The organism is Micromonospora sp. NPDC049049 (assembly GCF_040649115.1).
Classification (GTDB): Bacteria; Actinomycetota; Actinomycetes; order Mycobacteriales; family Micromonosporaceae; genus Micromonospora.
The window spans coordinates 33703-56408 of record NZ_JBEZEX010000037.1; the positions used below are offsets into that span (position 1 = coordinate 33703).

The window sequence follows — 22706 nt, forward strand, 5'->3', positions numbered from 1 at the left end:
GGGCGCGGGTGAGCGCTGCCACGCAGGGTCGCCGCAAAAGTGTTTCCGCCGGGCGCGCGTGGTGCGCGACCGCCGAAGTCTGCCTGCCAGAACACCGACCGTCGGTCAGTGCCCAACGATGGCTGCCCCGTCGCGGTCCGCATCCAACGGATCCACGATCGCACCCTGCGCGGTCAACGTGCCCTGAGCCAGCCGTGTCACCCTCGGCGAAACCGGCGGCTCCAGGTCGGCCACCACGCGGAGGCCGGAAAGGACGTCATCGGGCCGTACGGACGGGGTGACCTGCCGCACGACCAGTTCGAGTATCGCACACGGTACGGCCGGCGCCCCGGAAGGCGTCGGCGTCGGCAGTTGGACATCGATCGACATCACGGCGGCTCGGGCGTCGAAAGTACGTCGACCCTGCTTGGTCATCCGCTCGACCAGCACCTCGTCGGCCGCGACGAAGGCGTCCACGGCGTCGCGCAGCACCGCCGTGTCGACCTCAGGCAACTCGATGTGCCAGTGCGACGCCTCGATCCGGTCCGGCAGGTTGCCCCCTTCGGCGATCACGGCGTCCAGGACGTCCAGCCCCGGCGAGAGCGCGGCGTCCAACGCGGCGCGCAACGCCTCCGGGTCGACAGCCGCCTGAAGGGCGATTTCCAGGTACTCCGCCTCGCTCGCCACCCCGGTCGGGGCGGCGCTGGCGTAGGAGATCTTCGGGTGCGGGTGGAAACCCTGGGAGAAGGCGACCGGCACAGCCGCCCGCCGTAGCGCGCGCTCGAACGCCCGGGCGAAGTCCCGGTGCGAGGTGAATCGCAGCGGCCCGCGCTTGGCGTACCGGATGCGGACGCGCTGGACGACCGGTGCCTGGCCGCCCTCGGGTTGAGGCTTCTTGGCGATCGTGGGCTCCTCGGGTGTACCTGCGTGTCCGCCCATCCTGGCGCAGGGCTCGTGACGGTACGCAGCCGGGGCGGCCGAAACCGCAGTGACGGACGGGCACAAACCGGTCGCGACGGCCGCGACCCCCCGCCGGGAAAGGCGGTGGCCGGCCGGCGACCGCGGAGGTCACCGGCCGGCCATCATGATCGGGACCGGTTACCGCTCCGACGGCGGCGCGGGCGGCGACCCGCCCGGAGGCGGACCGTAGCCGGAGGGCGGGGGCGGGGTGTAGCCCGGCGGTGGGGCGTAGCCGGAAGGCGGCGCGTACCCGGCAGGAGGGGCGTAACCGGGTGGGGGCGGGTAGCCCGGCGGCGGGGCGTAACCCGCGTCAGGTGGGGGGTACGCGCCCTGGGCCACCCGGTCGAGCACCTCGTCCGGGATGTCGGCGGCCCGGGCCGCCTCCCGCCGGTACCGACGACGGTTCCAGATGAGGAAGACCACCAGACCCAGCAGCAACACCAGCACCACGGCGATGCCGATGCCGACCACCATGACCTGCTGGTCGGTGGGGCCACCGCGATCGCCGTGCTGGGTGACGTCGAACTCCTCGTCCGCACCCTCGGCACGACCCGGGCCCGGGTCGGTCGCCGCGACGGCCGGGTCGAGCAGCGGATTGGCGGTGACCGGTGGCACGTTCGCGGTCAGCGCCCGCGTCGGGTCGATCACCCCGAAGCCGTACTGCGGGTCCCGCCCGGACGCACCGGCGTCCCGCGCGGTCCGGATGATCCGGTTGATCACGTTGGCAGCGCTGAGGTCCGGAAATTTCGACCGGATCAAGGCGGCGAGACCGGAGACGATCGCGCTCGAGTCGGAGGTCCCGTCGCCCCAGCCGTAGCCCCCCTCGTTGGCGACGTTGTAGATCCCGTCGCCCGGAGCGGCGACCACCGCCTCCGGCCCCTGGACCGAACCGGACCAGAACGCGCCGCCCCTGGTCGTCCCGGTCACCGCGATGACACCGGGGGTGTTGGCGGGCTTGCCCACTGTGGTGCGGCCCTGGGCGGTGTTACCCGCGGAGGCGACCAGGACGACGTCACGGTCCAACGCGTACTTGATTGCGCTCTGCTGCACGGGATTGGCGAAGCCGGGGCTACCAATGGATACGTTGATCACTTTGGCCCCGCCGTCGACGGCCATCCTGATGCCCCGGGCAATCTCGGCGTCGGTGTAGACCCCGTCCTCCTTGCGCATCTTGATGGGCAGGATCTTCGCGCCGGGGGCGATGCCGTCCACCCCGTCGCCGCTGGGTTTCGCCGCGATGATGCCGGCCATGTGCGTGCCGTGCCCGACCTCGTCGGCCCGGCCGTCTCCGGAGGCGCCGTAGCTGCGTCCACCGGGAAGCACCTGACCTCGCAGGTCCGGGTGGCTGGCCTCGACGCCAGTGTCGACCACGGCCACGACCACGCCCCGCCCGGTCGAGATCTTGTGCACCTGGTCGATCCGGAGCTCGTCCAGATACCACTGCTCGGCCCGCCGGGGTGCGGCTGCCGCCGGCTGAGCGGCCCCCACCACCAGGAACCCCGCCAGCAGACAGGCGACTACCGGCCGGAGGCGTCCGACGTTCACCCTCATCCGTCCATCCTCATCGAAGGACACCCGGGGACGCCCCGTCACCAGGACCCCACGGATCGTCATCCTCAGTCAACCACGACGAGTGCTCGGAGCCGGTGCTGCCACCCTGGCCGGCACCACCCGCGCCGCCCATCATTCCGCCGCCCATCATTCCGGCACCGCCGACGCCGGCACCACGCGCGCCGCCCGCCATCCCGGCGCCGCCGGCGGCCTGGGCGGTGCGCAACGCGTTCGCCGCGCTCGTCATCGGCGGCAGTTTTCCGTTGCCGCCACCCACCATGCCGGGGATGCCGCCCACGCCGATCCCGGCACCGCCGCCCAGGCCACCGCCGGCACCGCCGCCGATCCCGCCGGCCGAGCCGACGCCGGCACCGCCGCCGAAACCACCGCCGGCGCCACCGAGACCGGCGCTGCCGACCCCGCCGCCGCCGATGCCGCCGCCCAGGCCGCCGACCCCGCCCGGGGTGGCGCCGGCCAGCCCGCTGCTGTAGCCAGCGTCGCCGTCCGCGTAGCCCGGCAAGCCGGAGCCCGTCGACGGGGGTGTTAACTGACCCGTGCCGCCGGTGGGCGAGCCCTCGCCAAGCCCACCGGGCTTGGTCGGAGAGAACGGGTCGACGGTGGACGTCGGACCGCCCGTGTCACCGATGCCCGGCGGCCTGCTGCCGATCGTGGGGCCGCCACCACCGATGTCGGGCTTCCCGCCGAATTCGCCACCACCGATGTCGGGCCGCCCCGAGGGCGGGACCCGGGGGTCCCGACGAAAATCGTCCTCTATGGCCCCTTTTTCCGGGCTGTTGACGGTGAGCTTGGGGCGCTCCGTATAGACGGCCTGGGGCAGCGGTGCCATCGCCGTGTTCGCCGCGTTCTGATTGTCCCGATACCAGTTGTCCAGGTGGGCTCCGGTGTCCCACCAGCCGCCCCGCTTCTGGTCACCGGCCTGGCCGTCGACCTTCATCGTCGCTTCCAGGTCGTCGGCCTTGTCCCGGAACGCGCCGTCGGCGTACGAGCCGGGGTTGCTCTGGTAGTCCTTGCGCAGCGCGGCGAGGAACCCCGACGAGCTCTCGCCGTCGCGGGCATCGTCGAGCTCGGTGCCGTTGGGCAGGCTCCACTCGTTGAAGCCGAAGTCGTCCATCAGCGGAATCGGGATCGTGGAGACCGACTTGCGGATGTCGCCCTCGATCCGCGTCAACGCGCCACTGACGTTGGTCGCGTCGGTGATGAGATCCTCGATCTGCTTGCCTATCTTGCCCAGGTGCTCGCGGTACGCGTCACCACCGCCGCCCTTCCAACCGGCGAGCATCCCGGGCAGCCCGCCGACGTGCGGGCGCTCCTGGCCGGTCGCGATCGGGCCGACGAACGAGCGACCGACGAGCGCGTCCCGCAGCTGTTGCAGGCCGCTGGAGAGGTTGCTCCAGCCCGCTCCGACCGATCCGACCGTTTCCGGGTCCGCGGAGAGCGTCACCTCACGGACGCACCGCTCCCAGGTTCCTCCAGCCATGACGTCCCCCTCAGGCCGTGTACGGGTAGGTGGGCGCGCCGCTGGCAGTGGGCGGCGGGGCCGCCGACTCCAGCAGCCGCTCGATCTCCTTGCCGTTGGCGCCGTTGCGCGCCTCGGTGTCGCGGAACGCCTTCGCGATCTCCTCGGTGCCTTCCTTGAGCGCGGCGAGCTTCTGGGAGAGGGCGTTGAGGTGCGCTTCCATGTTCACCGTTGACGCCTCCAGGGCCCGCCACTGCATGACGGCGTCCTCGTACGCGCCGAACGGCGTGCCGCCGGGGACGGCCTGGGCGTTGTTACTGTCGCCCTTCATCCGCGTCTTGATGCGTTCCATCTCGTACTTGATGGTGTCGTCGATGTACTGCCGGAGCCGCTCGACGTATGTGGCGGCGGCGTCCAGGTCCTCGACGCTGACGTGCAGATCGCCGATGCTCGGCGGCGGGATGCTACCCATGCGATTCCTCCCCCGTCCCCGACCCGCCGGGTCGGTCCATGTCAGACGCAGCGTATCGAGTCTGACCTAGTCGAGGCAGCCCCAGCCACCAGCACGTGGTACAGATGACGGCCGATCTCGTGGACGGTTCGGCGCGGGCCACCGGACGGGCCGAGCCCGAACAACGCCAACGGGCCCGCGAGACGCGGACCCGTTGGGCGACATGTCGGATGTGGAGGGTGGCGGGTCAGCGCCAGCCGGCGCTACCTCACTGCGGCGCGGTCAGGGGTGCGAGTGCGAGTGACCCGACGGGACCTTCATGCCGTTGCCGCCCAGCGGGGTGAGCGGCAGCAGCTTCTTGCCGGTGGGGCCGATCTGGATCTCGGTGTCCATCGACGGGCAGACGCCGCAGTCGAAGCAGGGCGTCCACCGGCAGTCGTCCTGCTCGAACTCGCTGAACGCGTCCTGCCAGTCCTGCCAGAGCCAGTCCTTGTCGAGGCCCGAGTCGAGGTGGTCCCAGGGCAGGACCTCCAGCTCGTCGCGCTGACGGGTGGTGTACCAGTCGAGGTCCACCCCGAACGCGGGCAGCGTCTCGGCCGCAGCCTGCACCCAGCGCTGGTACGAGAAGTGCTCGCTCCACCCGTCGAACCGGCCGCCGTTCTCCCAGACCTTGCGGATGACCGACCCGACCCGGCGGTCACCCCGGGAGAGCAGCCCTTCGATGAGCGACGGCTCGCCATCGTGGTAGCGGTAGCCGATGGCCCGGCCCAGCGAACGGTCCGCGTTGATGGCCTGCTTGAGGATCTTGAGCCGGTGGTCGATGACCTCCGGACGGTCCATCGCGGCCCACTGGAACGGGGTGTGCGGCTTCGGCACGAACCCGCCGATGGAGACCGTGCAGCGGATGTCCTTGGAGCCGGTCGCGGCCCGGCCGGCCCTGATCACCTCGTGGGCCATCTCGGCGATCTCGAGGACGTCCTCGTCGGTCTCGGTGGGCAGGCCGCACATGAAGTAGAGCTTCACCTGCCGCCACCCGTTGGTGTACGCGGTGACGACCGTACGGATCAGGTCTTCCTTCGACACCATCTTGTTGATGACCTTGCGGATCCGCTCCGACCCGCCCTCCGGGGCGAAGGTCAGGCCGGTACGCCGCCCGTTGCGGGACAGCTCCTGCGCGAGGTCGATGTTGAAGGCGTCCACCCGGGTCGAGGGCAGCGACAGCGAGACGTTCGTGCCCTCGTACTGCTGGGCGAGGCCCGAGCACATGTCGCCGATCTCGGAGTGGTCCGCCGAGGAGAGCGACAGCAGGCCGACCTCGGAGAAGCCGGAGAACTCCAGGCCCTCGCGGACCATCTGCGCGACAGTGGTGATCGACCGCTCCCGCACCGGACGGGTGATCATCCCGGCCTGGCAGAACCGGCAACCCCTGGTGCAACCCCGGAAGATCTCCACCGCGTACCGCTCGTGCACCGTCTCGGCCAGCGGCACGAGGGGCTTCTTCGGGTACGGCCAGGCGTCCAGGTCCATCGTCGTGCGCTTGTGCACCCGGAACGGCACATCCGCCCGGTTCGGTACGACCCGCTGGATCCGGCCGTCCGGCAGGTAGTCGACGTCGTAGAAGCGCGGCACGTAGACGCTCTCGGTGCGGGCCAGCCGCAGCAGCAGCTCGTCGCGGCCGCCCGGCGAGCCCTCGGCCTTCCACTCCCGGACGATCGCGGTGATCTCCAGGACCGCCTCCTCGCCGTCGCCCAGCACCGCGGCGTCGATGAAGTCGGCGATCGGCTCCGGGTTGAACGCGGCGTGCCCGCCGGCCACGATCACCGGGTCGGCGTCGGTGCGGTCGGCGGCCAGCAGCGGGATGCCGGCCAGGTCGATCGCGGTGAGCATGTTCGTGTAACCCAGCTCGGTGGAGAAGGAGATGCCGAACACGTCGAACCCGCGCACCGACCGGTGCGCGTCGACGGTGAACTGCGGCACGCCGTGCGTGCGCATCAGCGTCTCCAGGTCCGGCCAGACCGCGTACGTCCGCTCGGCGAGGGTGTCGGGCAGCTCGTTGAGCACCTCGTAGAGGATCTGCACGCCCTGGTTGGGCAGACCCACCTCGTAGGCGTCGGGATACATCAGCGCCCAACGCACGGTCGCCGCGTCCCAGTCCTTCGTCACCGCACCCAACTCGCCCCCGACGTACTGGATGGGCTTGGAGATCTGGGGCAGCAGCGGCTCGAGCTGGGGCCAGACCGACGGCTCCGAGCCGACGCGCGGCGTCGGACGGGCCGAGCTGGAGTCGTCGCGAGAGTTGGTCGCGGCCGCGTGCGGGCTCGTGGACGGGGCACTCATGATGCCCAAGGGTACGCGTTCGTCCGCCGCCGATCGCGCGCACGCCCGATCGGCGGGGGTGGCGGCGCGGTACTAACCTCGGTTCGGCGCGAGAGGAGATTGCCGCGATGCCGGAGACCCAGCCGGGAGCACAGCCGGCCGACGGGAGCACCCCGGGCGCGGAGCCGGAGCGGGACCGGACGGTCGCCGACGAGCCGACCTCCCCACCCGTACCCCCGGAGCAGCCGGAACCCTCGGACCAGCCGGACCCCTCGGACCTGCCAGAACCCTCGGACCACTCGGACCAGCCAGAACCCCCGGACCAGCCGGAGCCTGCCCCGGCCTCGGAGGTCCCGGCCTCGGAGGTCCCGGCCTCGGAGGTCCCGGCCTCGGAGGTCCCGGCCTCGGAGGTCCCGGCCTCGGAGGTCCCGGCGCCCCGGTGGAGTGGTTCGGCCCCGGTTCCACCCCCGCTGCCCCGCCGACAGGCCTGGGGCGAGTCGGCCGAGCCGACCCCTTTCCCGCCGGTGGCCGCCGGGCCGCCGGAGGACCAGACCCCGGTCGACCCGTGGGCCGGCGTGGACACCGGCGGCTGGGACCTGCCCTCCGCCGAACTGCCCCCGCTGCCGCCCACGATGTCGTATCCGACGCCGCCGGACACCCGGCAGTGGTCCGGGCCGCCCGCTCCCCCGGCCTCATCGGGCGACACCCGGCAGTGGTCCGGGCCGCCCGTTCCCCCGGCCGGGTCGCAGCCGGTGCCGCCGCCGGCCGCCCCGGGCGCAACCCGGGCCATCGGACCCATGGTGCCGGCCCGGCCGATGTCGCCACCCGCACCACCCGCGCCGCCGAAGGTGCCGAAGCAGCGCCGGGGTCGGCGATCCACCACGCCACCGCCATCACCGCCGCCCGGGTGGCAGGCCCCCAAGGGGTACGTGCCGGTTCCGGTCCGCCGACGACGCCGCTGGCCGTGGCTGCTGCTGCTCACCCTGGCCTGCTGTTGTGGTTGCCCCGCCTACTACGGGTTCCCGATCTCGGCCCAGTACCCGGCGCGCGCGGCCCTGCCCGTGCAGGTGGACGACCTCAGCCTGCGGCAGGACAGCCGCAGCACCGAGGCGGCCCAGAAGTTGGAGAGCGAGGTACGCAAGGAGAACTGGCTGGCCGAGGACACGTTCGCCGGCGTCTACGCCACGACGAGCGGCAAGCGGGTGACGGTCTTCGGCGGCACCGGTTTCCGGCTGACCCCGGAGTCGGACGCGGAGGCCGAGATCAGCCGGCTCACCGATCGGTACGCGTTGGGTGCCCCGGAGAGCGTGGACACCGGTGTACGGGGCCGGCACGAACGGTGCGCGGTGGGTAGCGCCGACGGGGGCGCCGTGGTCGTGTGCACGTCGGTCGACCACGGCAGCATCGCCACCGGGGTGTTCACCCGACTCTCCGTCGCCGACAGTTCCGACCTGTTGGGCACCCTGCGCGCCCAGATCGTCCAACCCGAGCGGGGCTGATGCCGCACCCTGGCCCCGGCCGGGGTGCGGCCGGCGGGGTCAGGCGTCGCGGGTCGGGTCCGGGTGGGCGCGCGGCGGGGCGTAGCGGGGCACGTACTCCTGGCCGGTGAGCTTCTGGATCTCGCTCATCAGCTCGTCGGTCATCTGCCGCAGCGAGGCGCGGTCGTCCGGTCGGCCGGTGAAGTCCAGCGGCTTGCCGAATCGAACCGTGATCTTGGCAGTGCCCGGCCGGGGCACCCGAGCGCCGATCGGCTGCGCCTTGTCCGTGCCGATCATGCCGACCGGGATGATCGGCACGCCGGCCGAGATCGCCAGCCGGGCCGCGCCGGTCCGCCCCCGGTAGAGCTTGCCGTCCGGGGAGCGGGTGCCCTCCGGGTAGACCACCACCAGGTCACCGCCCTTGAGCGCCGGGATCGCCGCGTCGAACGCGGACAGCGCCGCCCGGCCGCCGGCCCGCTCGACCGGGATCGCACCCAGGCCGGTGAGGACGAACTTGGAGATCGCACCCTTGACGCCGGTGCCGTTGAAATATTCCGACTTGGCCCAGAAAGCCAGGTGCCGGGGCACGACCGTGCCGAGGAACAACTCGTCGGCCACCGAGAGGTGGTTGCCGGCGAAGATCGCGCCGCCGGTCTCCGGCACGTGTTCCAGACCCTCCACGGTCGGGCGGAACGCCACCCGCAGCGTGGGGCCCACGGTCAGCTTGCCGATGGTGTAGAGCAGCGGCACTGGTCCTCCGGCAGATGAAATGCGAGCAGGCGGTGTCACGGTAGCGGACGCCTCCACACCTCCCGGACGGAGGTGGTGAGGCGCCCGCACCCTGGCGATGGTCCGTTATACCCGGCGGACGACCACCGTTACCCGCTCACCATCGCCGACCTCGCCGGCGAAGCCCTCCAGCCCCTCGACGACGGAGCCGTTAAGCCCTTCGACGACGGAGCCGTCCCGACCCTCGACGGCGGAGCCGTCCGGGCCCTCGACGGCGGAGCCGTCCGGGCCCTCGACGAAGTCGAGCGAGTCGGCCAGCACCTCCGCGGAGACGAAATCGACGTACGCCGCCACCGCCGCGCGTACCTCGTCGGACGCCGACACCGACACCACGATCCGGTCCGAGACGTCCAGGTCGGCGTCACGGCGGGCCTGCTGCACCACCCGCACCACGTCGCGGGCCAGCCCCTCGGCGGCCAGTTCCGGTGTGACGTCGGTGTCCAGCACCACCACTCCCTCGCCGCCGGGCAGCGGCGCGGAGTGCTCGGCGTCGGCGGCGACCAGGCGCAACTCGTACTCACCCTCGGCGAGGGTGACGCCGGCGGCCACCGGGGCGCCGTCGACCAGCTCCCACTCGCCCGCCTTGACCGCCTTGATCACCTGCTGCACCTGCTTGCCGACGCGTGGGCCGAGCGCCCGGGGAACCACAGTCAACACCTGCTCGCAGTACGCGGACAGCTCCGCGCTGAACTCCACGGTCTTCACGTTGACCTCGTCGGCGACCAGGTCGGCGAACGGCCGCAGCTGCTCCGCGGCCGGCGAGGCCACTGTCAGCGTCGACAGCGGCAGTCGCACCCGCAGCCCCTTGGCCTTGCGCAGCGACAGCGCCGCCGAGGCGACCGCCCGAACGTTGTCCATCGCGCGGACCAGATCGTGGTCGGCCGGGAACTCCTCCGCCGAGGGCCAGTCGGTCAGGTGCACCGAACGCTCCCCGGTCAGGCCACGCCAGATCTCCTCCGCGGTCAGCGGCGCGAGCGGCGCCACCACGCGACAGAGCGTCTCCAGCACCGTCGACAGGGTGTCGAAGGCGTTGGCGTCACCGGACCAGAACCGGTCCCGGGACCGGCGCACGTACCAGTTGGTCAGCGCGTCAAGGTAGGACCGGACGGTGGCGCAGGCACCGGAGATGTCGTACGCGTCCATCTGCGCGCCGACAGTGGACACCAGCTCGTTCGTCTTCGCCAGCACGTACCGGTCGAGCAGGTGGGTGGAGTCGGTACGTCGCCGGGCCTGATACCCGTCGGCGTTGGCGTAGAGCGTGAAGAAGTAGTACACGTTCCACAGCGGCAGCAGCACCTGCCGGACGGCGTCGCGGATGCCCGCCTCGGTGACCGCCATGTCCCCACCGCGCAGCACCGGCGAGGACATCAGCATCCAGCGCATCGCGTCCGAGCCGTACGCGTCGAAGACGTGGTAGACGTCCGGGTAGTTGCGCAGGCTCTTGGACATCTTGCGCCCGTCCGAGCCGAGCAGGATCCCGTGGCTCAGGCAGTTACGGAACGCCGGCCGGTCGAACAGCGCGGTGGCCAGCACGTGCATCGTGTAGAACCAACCACGGGTCTGCCCGATGTACTCGACGATGAAGTCACCCGGGTAGTGGTGCTCGAACCAGTCGGCGTTCTCGAACGGGTAGTGCACCTGGGCGAACGGCATCGACCCGGACTCGAACCAGCAGTCCAGCACCTCCGGCACCCGGCGCATCATCGACTGCCCGGTCGGGTCGTCCGGGTTGGGGCGGACCAGGTCGTCCACCGCCGGCCGGTGCAGGTCGGTCAGGCGTACGCCGAAGTCCCGCTCGATGTCGGCCAGCGAACCGTAGACGTCCAGGCGCGGATAGTTCGGGTCGTCGGACTTCCACGCCGGGATCGGCGAGCCCCAGAACCGGTTCCGGCTGATCGACCAGTCCCGGGCGTTGGCCAGCCACTTGCCGAACGAGCCGTCCTTGATGTGGCCGGGCGTCCAGTTGATCTCCTGGTTCAGCTCGACCATCCGGTCCCGGAACTGCGTCACCGCGACGAACCACGACGACACCGCCTTGTAGACCAGCGGGGTGTCGCAACGCCAGCAGTGCGGGTACGAGTGGGTGTAGGTGTCCTGCCTGAGCACCACCCCCCGGTCCTTCAGCTCCCGGATCACCGGCTTGTTGACGTCGAAGACCTGCTCACCCTGGTACGGCGGGACCAGCGCGGTGAACCGGGTGTGGTCGTCGACAGTGACGATGGTGGGGATGCCGGCGGCGTTGCAGACGTTCTGGTCGTCCTCACCGAAGGCCGGGGCCAGGTGCACGATCCCGGTGCCGTCCTCGGTGGTGACGAACTCCGCGCCGAGCACCTGGTAGGCGTTCTCCCCGGCCTGCTCGACGAGGAAGTCGAACAGCGGGGTGTAGCGGCGTCCGACCAGGTCCCGGCCGTACACCGAGCCGACCTGCTCGTAGCCCTCCAGCTCCTTGGCGTACGCGGCCAGCCTCGCCGCCCCCACCAGGTAGCGGTCGCCACTGCGCTCGCTGTCGGGGGAACCCCGGTGTTCGAGCACCGCGTACTCGATGTCGGGCCCGACGGCGAGCGCCAGGTTCGACGGCAGGGTCCACGGCGTGGTGGTCCAGACGCCCAGCTTGACCGGCCCGCGCAGCAGCTCCGGTGCGGACTCGTCGGCGGTCAGCTCGAACCACACCGACAGGGTGGGGTCGTGCCGGTCCCGGTAGACGTCGTCCATCCGGGTCTCGGTGTTCGACAGCGGCGTCTCACAGCGCCAGCAGTACGCCAGCACCCGGAAGCCCTCGTAGATCAGACCCTTGTCGTGCAGGGTCTTGAAGGCCCACATGACGCTTTCCATGTAGTCCAGGTCGAGGGTCTTGTAGTCGTTGGTGAAGTCGACCCAGCGGGCCTGCCGGTTGATGTACCGCTCCCAGTCCTGGGTGAACTCCAGCACCGAGGTACGGCAGGCCTCGTTGAACCGGTCCACGCCCAGGTCGATGATCTCCGCCTTGCTGGTGATGCCGAGCTGCTTCTCGGCCACCACCTCGGCGGGCAGGCCGTGACAGTCCCAGCCGAAACGCCGCTCGACGTGCCGGCCCCGCATGGTCTGGTAGCGCGGCACCACGTCCTTGACGTAGCCGGTGAAGAGGTGACCGTAGTGCGGCAGGCCGTTGGCGAACGGCGGGCCGTCGTAGAAGACGTACTCGTTCTTGCCGTCGGTGCCGGCGGGGCGGGCCTCGATGCTGGCCTCGAAGGTCTTGTCAGCCGTCCAGTGCTCCAGCACGCGGCGCTCGACCGCGGGCAGGTCCGGGCTCGCCGGAACACCGGCGGCGGTCGCGTCGTGCAACGGATAGGCCATCGGGGGTCGCTCTCCTCATGCAGCTCACTCAACGTGGGTCTGCGAGGACGAACCTCCGGGTACGCCTGGAACGGCGCTCCCGGGTGGCCCGCGGTACCACCCCGCTTGGCGGTCAGGATCGACCGCCCGCTCATTGTCGGCTGTGACGGGCCGCACCCGTCCGGTTCTACTGGGCCGGTTGCCCGGCTGTTCTTCCGGAGGCTCACCGGTGATGGCCGGGTCATCGCCTTACGGGGTCCAACGATACTCGACCCGCCGACCGCCCCGCCGCCGAGTGAACGCCCGCGCCGGCACCCTAGGCTGACCGGGTGATCCGGATCGAGTTGGACGAGCCGACGCTGCTCCGGACCCGGATCGCCACCAGCCCGCTCTGGGAGGTGCTGACCAGTCTGTTACTGCTGCACCGCAATCCGGTTGAGGCGCCCTGGCCGTACACCGCCTGGGCGCGGCACGCACGGCGGGTGCTCGACGACGTGCCGGCGACCGCACCGGCCCGGCTGCTGACCATCGGCCTACCCGCACCGGACTTCCTCAGCCCGATCCCCACGTTGGCCGCGCCGACCCTGGCCGACCAGCTCGCCGAGCTGCGCGCGACGCCGGCCGAGGTGATCACCGAGCAGATCCCCCACTACTACCACCCGGACGACCTGCCGGAGTGGCTCCGCCCGTTCGTCACGGACCGGCGGGCCGCCCTGGACCGGCTCGCCGACGGCATCCAGGCGTACTGGGACGCGGCCATAGCGCCGTGGTGGCCGGCGATGCAGGCGGCGCTGGACGAGGAGGTGCTGCATCGGGCCCGGGCGCTCGCCGCGTACGGCCCGGACGCGCTCCTGGAGAACCTGCACGAACGGGTGCGCTGGAACAAGCCGGTGCTGACCCTGGTGAAGCCGTCGGAGCAGCAGTTCACGGCGGTGAACCAGCGACTGCTGCTTCTCCCCTTGATCTTCTCGGAGGGGGCACTCGTCTGCGCCACCGACCATCCGGAGATCATCGCCGTCTCCTACCAGGCGCGCGGGGCGGCAGTGCTCGCCGAGGGTGGGCCGGTCTCGGCGGCCCGGACGACACCGGCCACGGACCGGCTGGCGGTGCTGGTCGGTCGGGGTCGCGCCCAGGTGCTGCGGGCGCTGGCGAGGCCAGCCACCACCGCGGGCCTCGCGGCCACGTTGGGGCTGGCTCCGAGCACCGTGTCGGAGCAGCTCTCCGCGCTGCTGGCCGCCGGCGTGGTACACCGGCGCCGGGTGGGCCGGCGGGTGTTGTACGGGCTGGAACCGGCCGGTCTGGCACTGGTGCAGCTCGTCGGTGACGAGCCGACGAGCGCCTCGGCCTGAGCATTCGGCTCGATCCGAATCCGTTTCCCACCCGTATCCGTCACTTCTAGCCTGCTGATCACGAGCGTCGGAAGGTCCGGGCAGACCGCGGCGTCGACCTGACGGTCGGCAACGGGGAGCTGTTCGGCCTGCCGGGGCCAGACGGCGCTGGCGGGCCCCATCCCCGACCCAACCCACGTTGATCATGGAGTTGTTGCCTCGCTCGACGGCGTGTCGTGGCAACAACTCCATGATCGACCGGGGGTCGGGGACGGCCCGCCGATCCAGGCTTCTTCATTGAGATGAGCGGGATCACAGCCCTGGTTGTCACGACCCGCCCGGCCCGGCCGTCGTAACGGTGTCGGACCTATCAGGAGGTAGTCGTGCAACGGATGAACCCGGCCGAGGTCGCACCGCAGGCGTACAAGGCCGTCTTGGGGTTGGAGAAGTACGTTCAGACGAACGTCGACCGCACAGTGCTGGAGCTGGTGAAACTGCGGGCGTCGATGATCAACGGGTGCGCGTACTGCGTGGACATGCACAGCCGGGACGCGCTCGCCGGCGGCGAGTCGAGCCGCCGGCTGTTCGCGGTAGCCGCCTGGCGGGAGGCTCCCTTCTTCGACGAGCGGGAGCGGGCCGCGCTGGCCCTCACCGACGCGGTCACCCGGCTCGGCGAGCACGGGGTGCCGGACGAGGTGTGGGATGGCGCCGCGAAGGTCTGGTCGGAGAAGGAACTGGCCGACCTCGTCATCGCGATTGCCACAATCAACGTGTGGAATCGGATCGGGGTGACGATGCGGCTGGAGCCTCCAGCCCAGGCGTGACAACCGAGGCGGCAGCGGAGGCGGCCGGTGCGCTCGAGGCGCACCGGCCGATGCTGCTCGGTCTCGCGTACCGCCTGCTCGGCAGCCGGCACGACGCGGAGGACGTGCTCCAGGAGGCGTACCTGCGCTGGCTCGGTGTGGACCGGGCCCGGGTCGAGGAGCCACGCCGGTACCTGTCCAGGGTGGTCACCCGGTTGGCACTGGACCGGCTGCGCGCGCGGCAGGCGGCCCGCGAGACGTACGTCGGGACGTGGCTGCCCGAGCCGGTGCCGACCGCGCCCTCGCCGTTCGGGCCGTTGGACCGGGTGGAGCTACGTGACTCGCTCTCCACCGCGTTGCTGCACGTCCTGGAGCGGCTCACCCCGCCGGAGCGGGCGGTGTACGTCCTGCACACGGCCTTCGACCTGCCGTACGCGGAGATCGCCGAGATCCTGGAGCGGTCCGTCGCCGACTGTCGGCAGCTGTACCACCGGGCGACCGCGCGGGTACGGCAGGAGCAGCGTCGGTTCACCGCCAGCCGCCCGGAGCGGGAGCGGCTGCTGGACGCGTTCCTCGCCGCCGCCCGCGACGGTGACCTGGCGAGGCTCACCGACCTGGTGGCCGCCGACGCCACCGCCTGGAACGACGGCGGCGGTCGGGTGCGGGCCGCCCTCAACCCGGTCAGCGGCGCCGACCGGATCGCCCGGTTCTACGCCGGGGTCTACGGCCCGCGTCACCGAGTGGCGATGGATCCGGTGGAGCTCAACGGGGAACCGGCGATGCTGATCACCCGCGCCGACGGCAGTCGGTACACGCTGACCATCGCCGCGGCCGACGGACGGATCACCGGGATCTACGTGGTCGGCAACCCGGCGAAGGTGCCGGCGGTCGGCTGAACCCGGGCGTCGTCGGCCGACCCCGGGCCGGTGGGCGTCAGCCCAGCTCGGGGAACCAGAGCGCGATCTCGCGCTTGGCGCTGTCAGTCGAGTCGGAGGCGTGCACCAGGTTCTCCCGGTTGGACAGCGACAGGTCACCCCGGATGGTGCCGGCGGCGGCCTTGCGTCCGTCGGTGGCGCCGACCAGCCCGCGGACCACGTCGATGACCTGGTCGCCGGAGAGCACCAGGGCGACCAGCGGGCCGCCGGTCATGAAGTCCTTCAGCGGCGGGTAGAACGCCTTGTCGACGTGCTCGGCGTAGTGCTCGTCGGCGAGCGCGGCATCCATCGTCCGGTGCGCCATCGCGTCGATCCGCAGCCCCTTGCGCTCGAAGCGGGAGAGGACCTCGCCGACCAGGCCGCGGCGGACCGCGTCGGGCTTGATCAGAACGAGGCTGCGCTCATCCGGGCTGTTGCTGGACACGCTGGGTTCCTCCTGTACGCGATGAACGCTTGGGATCGGTACGGTCAGCCTAGCGACCCGGTCCCGGCACCGGCGCGGCGGCCGGTCTTTCCCCCGGTGGCCGATCCGGCCTAGCCTGGTCCTGACCCCGGGAGGTCCACTGTGGCGAATGGCGGGAACCGACCCATCGCGCCGGTACGCAAGCTGATCGGCGCGGTGCTGGGCACCGTTGCCACGTTCGTCGTCCTGTTCGGGCTCGGCATGACGAGTTGGGCCATCGTGGCTCTGGGGGTCGCCCTGCTGGTGCTGGCGATCGCGCTGGCGACCGTACGCGGCGGCGGTCGCACGTGGGTCGTCGGCGTCGGGCACGTGCACAGCGCCTCCGAACCACCCACCCAGTACGCGTTCGGCCGCTGCGAACTGCAACTGGTGATCGACGCCCCTGGTCTACCGCCGCGGTCCAAGAAGATCATTGAGCCGAGGGTGCCGGTCTCCAAGTGGCCGTCGCTGGGCCAGACCCTGCCGATCCGGGTCGCGTTGGACGACCAGCGGCACGTCAAGGTCCTCTGGGACGAGGTGCTCACCCATGCCGAGACCGCCGCTGCCGTCGCCGATCTTCCGCCGGAGTTCGCCGACGCGGAGCCGGTGGACGAGCTGTTGATCCAGCAGGACGCGCCGCCGTGGGCCGACCGCGCACCCGACGACGACTTCCGCGACCCGGTCGGTGACCCGTTCCGGGACCCGGCCGGTGACCCGTTCCGCGACCCGCTCGGTGACCCGCTGCGCACCGACCCTTCGCGCGACGACCTCCGGCGCGACGAGCCGGGCGTCGTGCCCGAGGAACGCGAGCCCGTGGTGATGCACCAGAGCCCGGGTGGCCCGGTGGTGTTGGAGGGCGTGGTCGTCGAGCCGCAGGCCGGCGGGCTGCCCCGACGGGCAACCACTCCGGCGCCGCGCCCGCCCGCCGAAGAGCGCTTCGACGAGCCCGCCGCCGACCGGTTCGACGCTTCGCAGGCGAGCGGCGCGAGCGCCCCGCCCGCCGAGGACCCCGTCGACCCGCCCAGCGCGCAGCGCTTCGACCCGCCGCCCGCGCAGCGCTCCGGCCCGGGCACTCCCGACCCGCTGGACCCACTCGATCTTCCGCTGGACGATCCCTCACCGGCTGGGGCCGCACGCACGACAGTGACCGACGAGGAACTGGACCAGGCGATCTTCGGGTTCGACGCCGGCTCGGGCGCGGACCCGGCGGCACCGATCAGCGGTGTGGGCCTCACCCTGCTGGTCACCGACCTTCAGCGGTCGCTCAACTTCTACCGCGACGTGCTCGGCTTCAGCGAGGTCGACCAGGGTGCCCACAACGCCGTCCTGGCGTCCGGGGCGACCCGGATCGTCCTGCGCGAGGTGACCGGGGCGGCGCCCATCAGCCGCCGACTCGTGCACGTCAACCTTGAGGTGAGCGACATCGAGGCGGCGTACGAGCGGTTGCGCGAGTCGGGCGTCCGCTTCACGTACGCGCCCCGGGTGGTCAACCGGGGCACCAAGCTGGAGGGGTGGGCGGCGGCCTTCCGCGACCCGGATGGCCACGGCGTCGCGCTCACCCAGTGGCGCGAACGCGCTGACGCCTGACCCGGCCCGCCTTCGGACAGCGCCGGCCGGGTCCGCCGTCAGCCGAGAATGACGCGGCGGACGTGCAACGCGTACGCCCAGACCAGGGCGAAGATGATGCCCAGCCCGAGCAGTGACCAGTGCAGCAGACCGCCCAGCAGCAGCAGCCCCTGGAGCACGGTGCCGGCGTTCCAGGCCCACTGCCGACGCATCATGCCGGCGAGCACCACGGCGGCCACCGCCAGTGCCACCACCGCACCGATCGCGGCACCGCCGAGGTCACCACCGACCACCCGGATCGGCTGGATCGCCAGCAACAGCACCAGCGCCTCCAGGGTGAGCGTGCCAGCACCGAGACCGCGTACCGCCCGCTCCGGGTTGCGCAACCCGGAGCGTCGCGGCTGCCCGGCCGTGGGTTCCTCCCCCACCGGCTGCCCGACCGGCGGGCCGGTCGGGTCCTCGGTGGGGTGCGGGTTCCGCTCCGGGCTGGTCATCGCTTCAGCAGCCGGCGCGCGTCGGCGACCGTCACCACGGACCCGGTGACCAGCACCCCGACCCCGCTCAGCTCACCGGGGACGTCCTCCTCGGCCAACGCCACCGCCAACTCGATGGCGTCCGGCATCTCCTCGGCCGAGTCGACCCGCTCATCGCCGAAGATCTCCTCGGCCAGCGCCGCGAGTTCCTCCACCGGCATCGCCCGTGGCGAGCTGTTGCGGGTGACCACCACCTGGTCGACCACCGGCTCCAACAGCTCCAACAGCGCTTCGGCGTCCTTGTCGGCCAGTACGCCGATGACGGCCACCAGCTTGCTGAACGCGAACTCCTCCTGGAGCGCGGTGACGGTGGCCTTCATGCCGTGCGGGTTGTGCGCACCGTCCAGCAGGATGGTCGGGGCGTTACGGACCCGCTCCAACCGACCCGGGGAGCTGGTTGAGGCGAAGCCCTCGCGGACCGCCTCGATGTCCAGCTGACGTCGGGCCCCCGCGCCCAGGAACGCCTCCACGGCGGCAAGCGCCATGGCCGCGTTCTGCGCCTGGTGGGCACCGTGCAGCGGAATGAACACGTCGTCGTAGACGCCACCCAGCCCCTGGAGGGTGAGCACCTGACCGCCGACCGCGACCGCCCGACCCAGCACGCCGAACTCACCGCCCTCCCGGGCGATGGTGGCCCCGACCTCGGCGCAGCGGTCGAGGAGGGGACCGGCCGCCTCCTCCTCCTGGGCCGCCGAGATCACGGTGGCCCCCGGGTGGATGATGCCGGCCTTCGCCAGCGCGATGTCCTGGATCGTGTCACCGAGCCACTCGGTGTGGTCCAGCCCGATCGGGGTGATCACACAGACCCCGGCCTGGAGGACGTTCGTGGCGTCCTCCGCCCCGCCGAGGCCAACCTCGACCACCGCGATGTCGACCGGCGCGTCGGCGAAGGTCGCGAACGCCAGCGCGGTGGTCATGTCGAAGTACGTCAGCGGCTCGTCCGACCGCGCGTCGACCAGCTCAGCCAGCGGTTTGATCTCCCGGTACACCGAGGCGAACCGCTCCTCGCTGACCGGCTCCCCGTCCAGGCTGATCCGCTCCCGGACGGTCTCCAGGTGCGGGCTGGTGTACCGCCCGGTGTGCAGGCCGTGCGCCCGCAACAGCGAGTCGATCATCCGCGCGGTTGAGGTCTTGCCGTTGGTGCCGGTCAGGTGGATCGCCGGGTACGCCCGCTGCGGGCTGCCGAGCAGGTCGAGCAGCGACTCGATCCGGTCCAGCTCGAAGACCATGCGGGTGAAGCCACGGGCGTTCAGCTCGGCCTCGACGGCGGCGAATTCGGTACGGTCGGTCACGAGGGCAGTGTCTCCAGAGCAGCGTCGATCCGGACCAGGTCGGCCTCGGCGGTGGCGAGCCGGCCGCGAATCTTCGCGACCACCGGCTCGGGGGCCTTGCCGATGAAGGCAGGGTTGTCGAGCTTCGCCCGGGCCTGCGCGACCTCCTTCTCGGCTGCCGCGCGGTCCTTCGTCAGCCGGGCCCGCTCGGCCGCCACGTCGATCGACCCCCGGGTGTCCAACGCGACACCGACCGCGCCGGGCATGGCCAACGTGGCGCTGGCCTGGAAGTCGTCACCGGCCGGATCCAACCGGACCAGCGAGCGGATCAGCGGCTCGTGGGCAGCGATACCCGCGCCGGACAGCCCGTCCAGTCGGGCAGCCACCCGCTGCGTGGGCCGCAGCCCCTGGTCGGAACGGAACCGGCGGATCTCGGTGACCACCCGCTGAACGCCGACCAGCTCGGCCTCGGCGGCGTCGTCGACCAGCGACCGGTCGGCCACCGGCCAGGCGGCCGCCTGCACCGTCTCGCCGCCGGTCAACGCGAGCCACAGCTCCTCGGTGACGAACGGGATGACCGGGTGCAGCAGCCGCAGCAGCTGGTCGAGCACGTGCCCGAGCACCCGACGGCTGGCCTCCGCGCGCTCACCGCCCTCGGCGAGCACCGGCTTGCTCAGCTCGACATACCAGTCGCAGACGTCGTCCCAGGCGAAGTGGTAGAGCAGGTCGCACACCTTGGCGAACTCGTACGCCTCGAACTGCTCGTCGACCTCGGCGGTGACGTGCGCCAACCGGGACAGGATCCACCGGTCGACGGTGGAGAGCTGCTCGGTGGGGGGCAGGTCACCAGTGGTGTGCGCGCCGTTCATCAGGGCGAACCGGGTGGCGTTCCAGAGCTTGTTGCAGAAGTTGCGGGAGCCCTGGCACCACTCCTCGCTGACCGGGACGTCCTGGCCGGGGTTCGCGCCCCGCGCCAGGGTGAACCGGGTGGCGTCGGCGCCGTACCGGTCGATCCAGTCCAATGGGTCGACCACGTTGCCGAACGACTTCGACATCTTCTTGCCGAATTGGTCGCGCACCATGCCGTGCAGCGCGACCACGTCGAAGGGCGGGCGGCCGTCCATCGCGTAAAGGCCGAACATCATCATCCGGGCGACCCAGAAGAACAGGATGTCGTACCCGGTCACCAGCACGCTGGTCGGGTAGAACTTCGCCAGGTCCGGGGTCTGCTCGGGCCAGCCCAGGGTGGAGAACGGCCACAGGCCGCTGGAGAACCAGGTGTCCAGGACGTCCTCGTCCTGGTGCCAGCCCTCGCCGGCTGGCGGCGCCTCGTCGGGGCCGACGCAGACGATCTCACCCGCCGGGCCGTACCAGACCGGGATGCGGTGCCCCCACCACAGCTGCCGGGAGATGCACCAGTCGTGCATGTTGTCGACCCAGGCGAAGTAGCGCTTGGCCAGCTCGGCCGGCTCGATGCGGACCCGGCCGTCACGCACCGCGTCACCCGCGGCCTGGGCCAGCGGGGCGGTGTTGACGAACCACTGCAGCGACAGCCGCGGCTCGACGGTGGTCTTGCACCGTGAGCAGTGCCCGACCGCGTGCACGTACGGACGCTTCTCGGCGACGATCCGGCCCTGCTCCCGCAGCGCTGCCACAATCGCCGGCCGCGCCTCGAACCGGTCCAACCCCTCGAACGGGCCGGGCACGGTGATCACGCCGCGCTCGTCCATCACTGTCAGCGCGGGCAGGTCGTGCCGCTGGCCGATCTCGAAGTCGTTCGGGTCGTGGGCCGGCGTCACCTTCACCATGCCGGTGCCGAAGGACGGGTCGACGTGCGCGTCGGCGACGATCGGGATCCGGCGACCGGTCAACGGCAGCTCGACCTCGGTGCCGATCAGGTGCTGGTAGCGCTCGTCGTCGGGGTGCACCGCCACGGCGGTGTCGCCGAGCATCGTCTCGGCCCGGGTGGTGGCCACCACGACCTCGTCGCTGTAGCGGATCGAGATCAGCTCGCCGTCGTCGTCGGTGTGCTCGACCTCGATGTCGGAGAGCGCCGTGAGGCAGCGCGGACACCAGTTGATGATCCGGTTGGCCCGGTAGATCAGACCGTCGTCGAAGAGCTTCTTAAAGATCGTCTGGACGGCGCGCGTCAGCCCCTCGTCCATGGTGAAGCGCTCGCGGTCCCAGTCGACGGAGTCGCCGAGGCGACGCATCTGGCCGAGAATGGCGCCACCGGACTCGGCCTTCCACTGCCAGACCCGCTCGACGAACTTCTCCCGGCCGAGATCGTGCCGGGACAACCCCTCGGCGGCGAGCTGACGCTCGACCAGGTTCTGGGTGGCGATGCCGGCGTGGTCCATGCCCGGCAGCCACAGCGCCTCGAAGCCCTGCATCCGCTTACGCCGGGTCAACGCGTCCATCAGCGTGTGCTCGAACGCGTGGCCCATGTGCAGCGAGCCGGTGACGTTCGGCGGCGGGATGACGATGGTGAATGGGGGCTTGTCGCTGTCGGCGGAGGCCCGGAAGTGCCCGCCGGCTACCCACTGCTCGTACCGTCGCTGCTCTACCTCGCCGGGCTGGTACTGGCCGGCAAGGGTCGGGGCGTCGGGGCGTTGGGCATCCAGTCTCTCGGTCACCGGACAAGTCTACGGAGGGCTTCCGCAGACCTGACGTGCGCCACCTGCCGTTCGCGTACGGTGTCGGCTATGTCCGACGCACATCTCACCGAGCGGTCGCGCGACGGCGGCCGCGAGCCGGTCGAGCTCACCGAAGAGCCGATCCAGCTGAGCACCCGGGACTCCGGAGGCGACCCCGACGAGCGACCCAGCAGCTGGTCACGCCGACGCAAGATCGGTTGGACGGTCGCGCTGGTGGTCGGTCTCGCCAGTGCCGGCGTTCTTGGTGTCGGTGGGTGGCGGGTGGCGCAGCAGAAGGACACCCAACTGGCCTCACCCGATCGGGTGGCGGGTCTGACTCGCGACGACAGCGAGCGGGCGAAGAGCACGGCCGACTATCTACGCAGCGGCCTGGCGGCGAACATCGAACTGGACCGCAGTTTCGGCACCGTCTACCGCGACCCGGCCGACGACAAGCGCTCAGTGCTCATCTTCGGTGGCACCACCCTGCTCTGGCAGCCGGAACGGGACCTGGACAGCCTCTTCCGCCTGATGTCGGACGAGACCGGTGCGGTGAACGGTCTGCGGGAGCTGCCCGCGGGTGACTTCGGCGGGGTACTGAAGTGTGGCAGCACCAGCGGCGAGGGCGGGGACTTCGCGGTGTGCGGCTGGGCCGACCACGGCAGCGTGGTCATGGCGATGTTCCCGGGCCGGTCGGTCAGCGACGCCGGCGGCTTGCTGCGCAACCTCCGCGCCGGCATGCAGACGCGAGACTGACCGAGTACGCGGGCTGCCGCGCCGGCCCCAAGATCGTGCAACATCCTGGATGTAGTGGTCTCCACACACCACGAAACGACTACAACCAGGATCGAGCGTGACCTTGACGGGTCTCCGGGTTCA

Annotated in this window: 17 protein-coding genes; 6 read left to right on the forward strand and 11 right to left on the reverse strand. The window is 71.3% G+C overall.

Translation table 11 applies throughout. The features are described 5' to 3' along the window. Window positions 1-105: 105 nt before the first annotated feature. From AB0B68_RS28030 to AB0B68_RS28050, 5 genes are all read right to left on the reverse strand, one after another. Entirely contained in the window at window positions 106-918 is an 813-nt protein-coding gene (locus AB0B68_RS28030) for a TIGR03936 family radical SAM-associated protein (RefSeq protein WP_357195368.1), read from the reverse strand. A gap of 159 nt (window positions 919-1077) precedes the next feature. Further along, complete coding sequence (gene mycP / locus AB0B68_RS28035; protein ID WP_357263826.1) at window positions 1078-2490, reverse strand: type VII secretion-associated serine protease mycosin; 1413 nt, start codon at window positions 2488-2490, stop codon at window positions 1078-1080. Window positions 2491-2500: 10 nt separating this feature from the next. After that, on the reverse strand, window positions 2501-3988 hold the full coding sequence (locus tag AB0B68_RS28040) for a hypothetical protein (protein WP_357263829.1): 1488 nt from the start codon (window positions 3986-3988) through the stop codon (window positions 2501-2503). A gap of 10 nt (window positions 3989-3998) precedes the next feature. Then, window positions 3999-4439, reverse strand: coding sequence for a hypothetical protein (locus AB0B68_RS28045; protein WP_357195360.1), 441 nt, complete (start codon window positions 4437-4439; stop codon window positions 3999-4001). A 261-nt stretch (window positions 4440-4700) separates the two neighbouring features. Continuing rightward, complete coding sequence (locus AB0B68_RS28050; protein WP_357195358.1) at window positions 4701-6755, reverse strand: TIGR03960 family B12-binding radical SAM protein; 2055 nt, start codon at window positions 6753-6755, stop codon at window positions 4701-4703. Between the two features lie 107 nt (window positions 6756-6862). Between AB0B68_RS28050 and AB0B68_RS28055 the strand changes: the two genes are divergently transcribed. Then, window positions 6863-8233, forward strand: a complete 1371-nt coding sequence (locus tag AB0B68_RS28055; RefSeq protein WP_357263832.1) for a hypothetical protein — start codon at window positions 6863-6865, stop codon at window positions 8231-8233. A 39-nt stretch (window positions 8234-8272) separates the two neighbouring features. Here the strand turns inward: AB0B68_RS28055 and AB0B68_RS28060 are convergent, their stop codons facing one another. Beyond that, on the reverse strand, window positions 8273-8962 hold the full coding sequence (locus tag AB0B68_RS28060) for a lysophospholipid acyltransferase family protein (RefSeq protein WP_355009324.1): 690 nt from the start codon (window positions 8960-8962) through the stop codon (window positions 8273-8275). 105 nt (window positions 8963-9067) lie between these two features. After that, on the reverse strand, window positions 9068-12334 hold the full coding sequence (ileS, locus tag AB0B68_RS28065) for an isoleucine--tRNA ligase (protein ID WP_357263835.1): 3267 nt from the start codon (window positions 12332-12334) through the stop codon (window positions 9068-9070). A 308-nt stretch (window positions 12335-12642) separates the two neighbouring features. On the opposite strand from ileS, the gene AB0B68_RS28070 reads away from it, so the two are divergent. The 3 genes from AB0B68_RS28070 to sigJ all read left to right on the forward strand — a co-directional run bounded on the left by AB0B68_RS28070 (window position 12643) and on the right by sigJ (window position 15340). Continuing rightward, on the forward strand, window positions 12643-13662 hold the full coding sequence (locus AB0B68_RS28070) for an ArsR family transcriptional regulator (protein ID WP_357195351.1): 1020 nt from the start codon (window positions 12643-12645) through the stop codon (window positions 13660-13662). Between the two features lie 362 nt (window positions 13663-14024). Beyond that, complete coding sequence (locus AB0B68_RS28075) at window positions 14025-14465, forward strand: carboxymuconolactone decarboxylase family protein (RefSeq protein ID WP_357195348.1); 441 nt, start codon at window positions 14025-14027, stop codon at window positions 14463-14465. Then, complete coding sequence (gene sigJ, locus AB0B68_RS28080) at window positions 14462-15340, forward strand: RNA polymerase sigma factor SigJ (protein WP_357263841.1); 879 nt, start codon at window positions 14462-14464, stop codon at window positions 15338-15340. The genes AB0B68_RS28075 and sigJ overlap by 4 nt, the downstream gene beginning before the upstream one ends. 37 nt (window positions 15341-15377) lie before the next feature. Here the strand turns inward: sigJ and ndk are convergent, their stop codons facing one another. Then, on the reverse strand, window positions 15378-15803 hold the full coding sequence (gene ndk / locus AB0B68_RS28085) for a nucleoside-diphosphate kinase (RefSeq protein ID WP_088949743.1): 426 nt from the start codon (window positions 15801-15803) through the stop codon (window positions 15378-15380). Window positions 15804-15944: 141 nt separating this feature from the next. Between ndk and AB0B68_RS28090 the strand changes: the two genes are divergently transcribed. After that, a complete protein-coding gene (locus AB0B68_RS28090; RefSeq protein WP_357263844.1) occupies window positions 15945-17408 on the forward strand; it encodes a VOC family protein in 1464 nt (487 codons plus the stop codon). Window positions 17409-17446: 38 nt separating this feature from the next. Here AB0B68_RS28090 and AB0B68_RS28095 read toward each other — a convergent pair whose 3' ends face one another. Genes AB0B68_RS28095 through AB0B68_RS28105 form a run of 3 tightly spaced genes read right to left on the reverse strand, consistent with a single transcriptional unit; the run spans window position 17447 to window position 21827 of the window. Then, the gene (locus tag AB0B68_RS28095; RefSeq protein ID WP_357263847.1) at window positions 17447-17881 is read right to left on the reverse strand and encodes a DUF4233 domain-containing protein; all 435 of its coding nucleotides are present in this window, start codon (window positions 17879-17881) and stop codon (window positions 17447-17449) included. After that, the gene (locus AB0B68_RS28100; RefSeq protein WP_357207471.1) at window positions 17878-19212 is read right to left on the reverse strand and encodes a folylpolyglutamate synthase/dihydrofolate synthase family protein; all 1335 of its coding nucleotides are present in this window, start codon (window positions 19210-19212) and stop codon (window positions 17878-17880) included. The genes AB0B68_RS28095 and AB0B68_RS28100 overlap by 4 nt, the downstream gene beginning before the upstream one ends. Then, on the reverse strand, window positions 19209-21827 hold the full coding sequence (locus AB0B68_RS28105) for a valine--tRNA ligase (protein ID WP_357207475.1): 2619 nt from the start codon (window positions 21825-21827) through the stop codon (window positions 19209-19211). The genes AB0B68_RS28100 and AB0B68_RS28105 overlap by 4 nt, the downstream gene beginning before the upstream one ends. A gap of 69 nt (window positions 21828-21896) precedes the next feature. On the opposite strand from AB0B68_RS28105, the gene AB0B68_RS28110 reads away from it, so the two are divergent. Further along, on the forward strand, window positions 21897-22583 hold the full coding sequence (locus AB0B68_RS28110) for a hypothetical protein (RefSeq protein WP_357207479.1): 687 nt from the start codon (window positions 21897-21899) through the stop codon (window positions 22581-22583). The last annotated feature ends 123 nt before the right edge of the window (window positions 22584-22706 follow it).

Excerpts from the sequence above, each read along its gene's own strand:
- AB0B68_RS28030 (WP_357195368.1), bottom strand. The coding sequence starts at position 918 with ATGGGCGGACACGCAGGTACACCCGAGGAGCCCACGATCGCCAAGAAG.
- mycP (WP_357263826.1), bottom strand. The coding sequence starts at position 2,490 with ATGAGGGTGAACGTCGGACGCCTCCGGCCGGTAGTCGCCTGTCTGCTG.
- AB0B68_RS28040 (WP_357263829.1), bottom strand. The coding sequence starts at position 3,988 with ATGGCTGGAGGAACCTGGGAGCGGTGCGTCCGTGAGGTGACGCTCTCC.
- AB0B68_RS28045 (WP_357195360.1), bottom strand. The coding sequence starts at position 4,439 with ATGGGTAGCATCCCGCCGCCGAGCATCGGCGATCTGCACGTCAGCGTC.
- AB0B68_RS28050 (WP_357195358.1), bottom strand. The coding sequence starts at position 6,755 with ATGAGTGCCCCGTCCACGAGCCCGCACGCGGCCGCGACCAACTCTCGC.
- AB0B68_RS28055 (WP_357263832.1), top strand. The coding sequence starts at position 6,863 with ATGCCGGAGACCCAGCCGGGAGCACAGCCGGCCGACGGGAGCACCCCG.
- ileS (WP_357263835.1), bottom strand. The coding sequence starts at position 12,334 with ATGGCCTATCCGTTGCACGACGCGACCGCCGCCGGTGTTCCGGCGAGC.
- AB0B68_RS28095 (WP_357263847.1), bottom strand. The coding sequence starts at position 17,881 with ATGACCAGCCCGGAGCGGAACCCGCACCCCACCGAGGACCCGACCGGC.
- AB0B68_RS28110 (WP_357207479.1), top strand. The coding sequence starts at position 21,897 with ATGTCCGACGCACATCTCACCGAGCGGTCGCGCGACGGCGGCCGCGAG.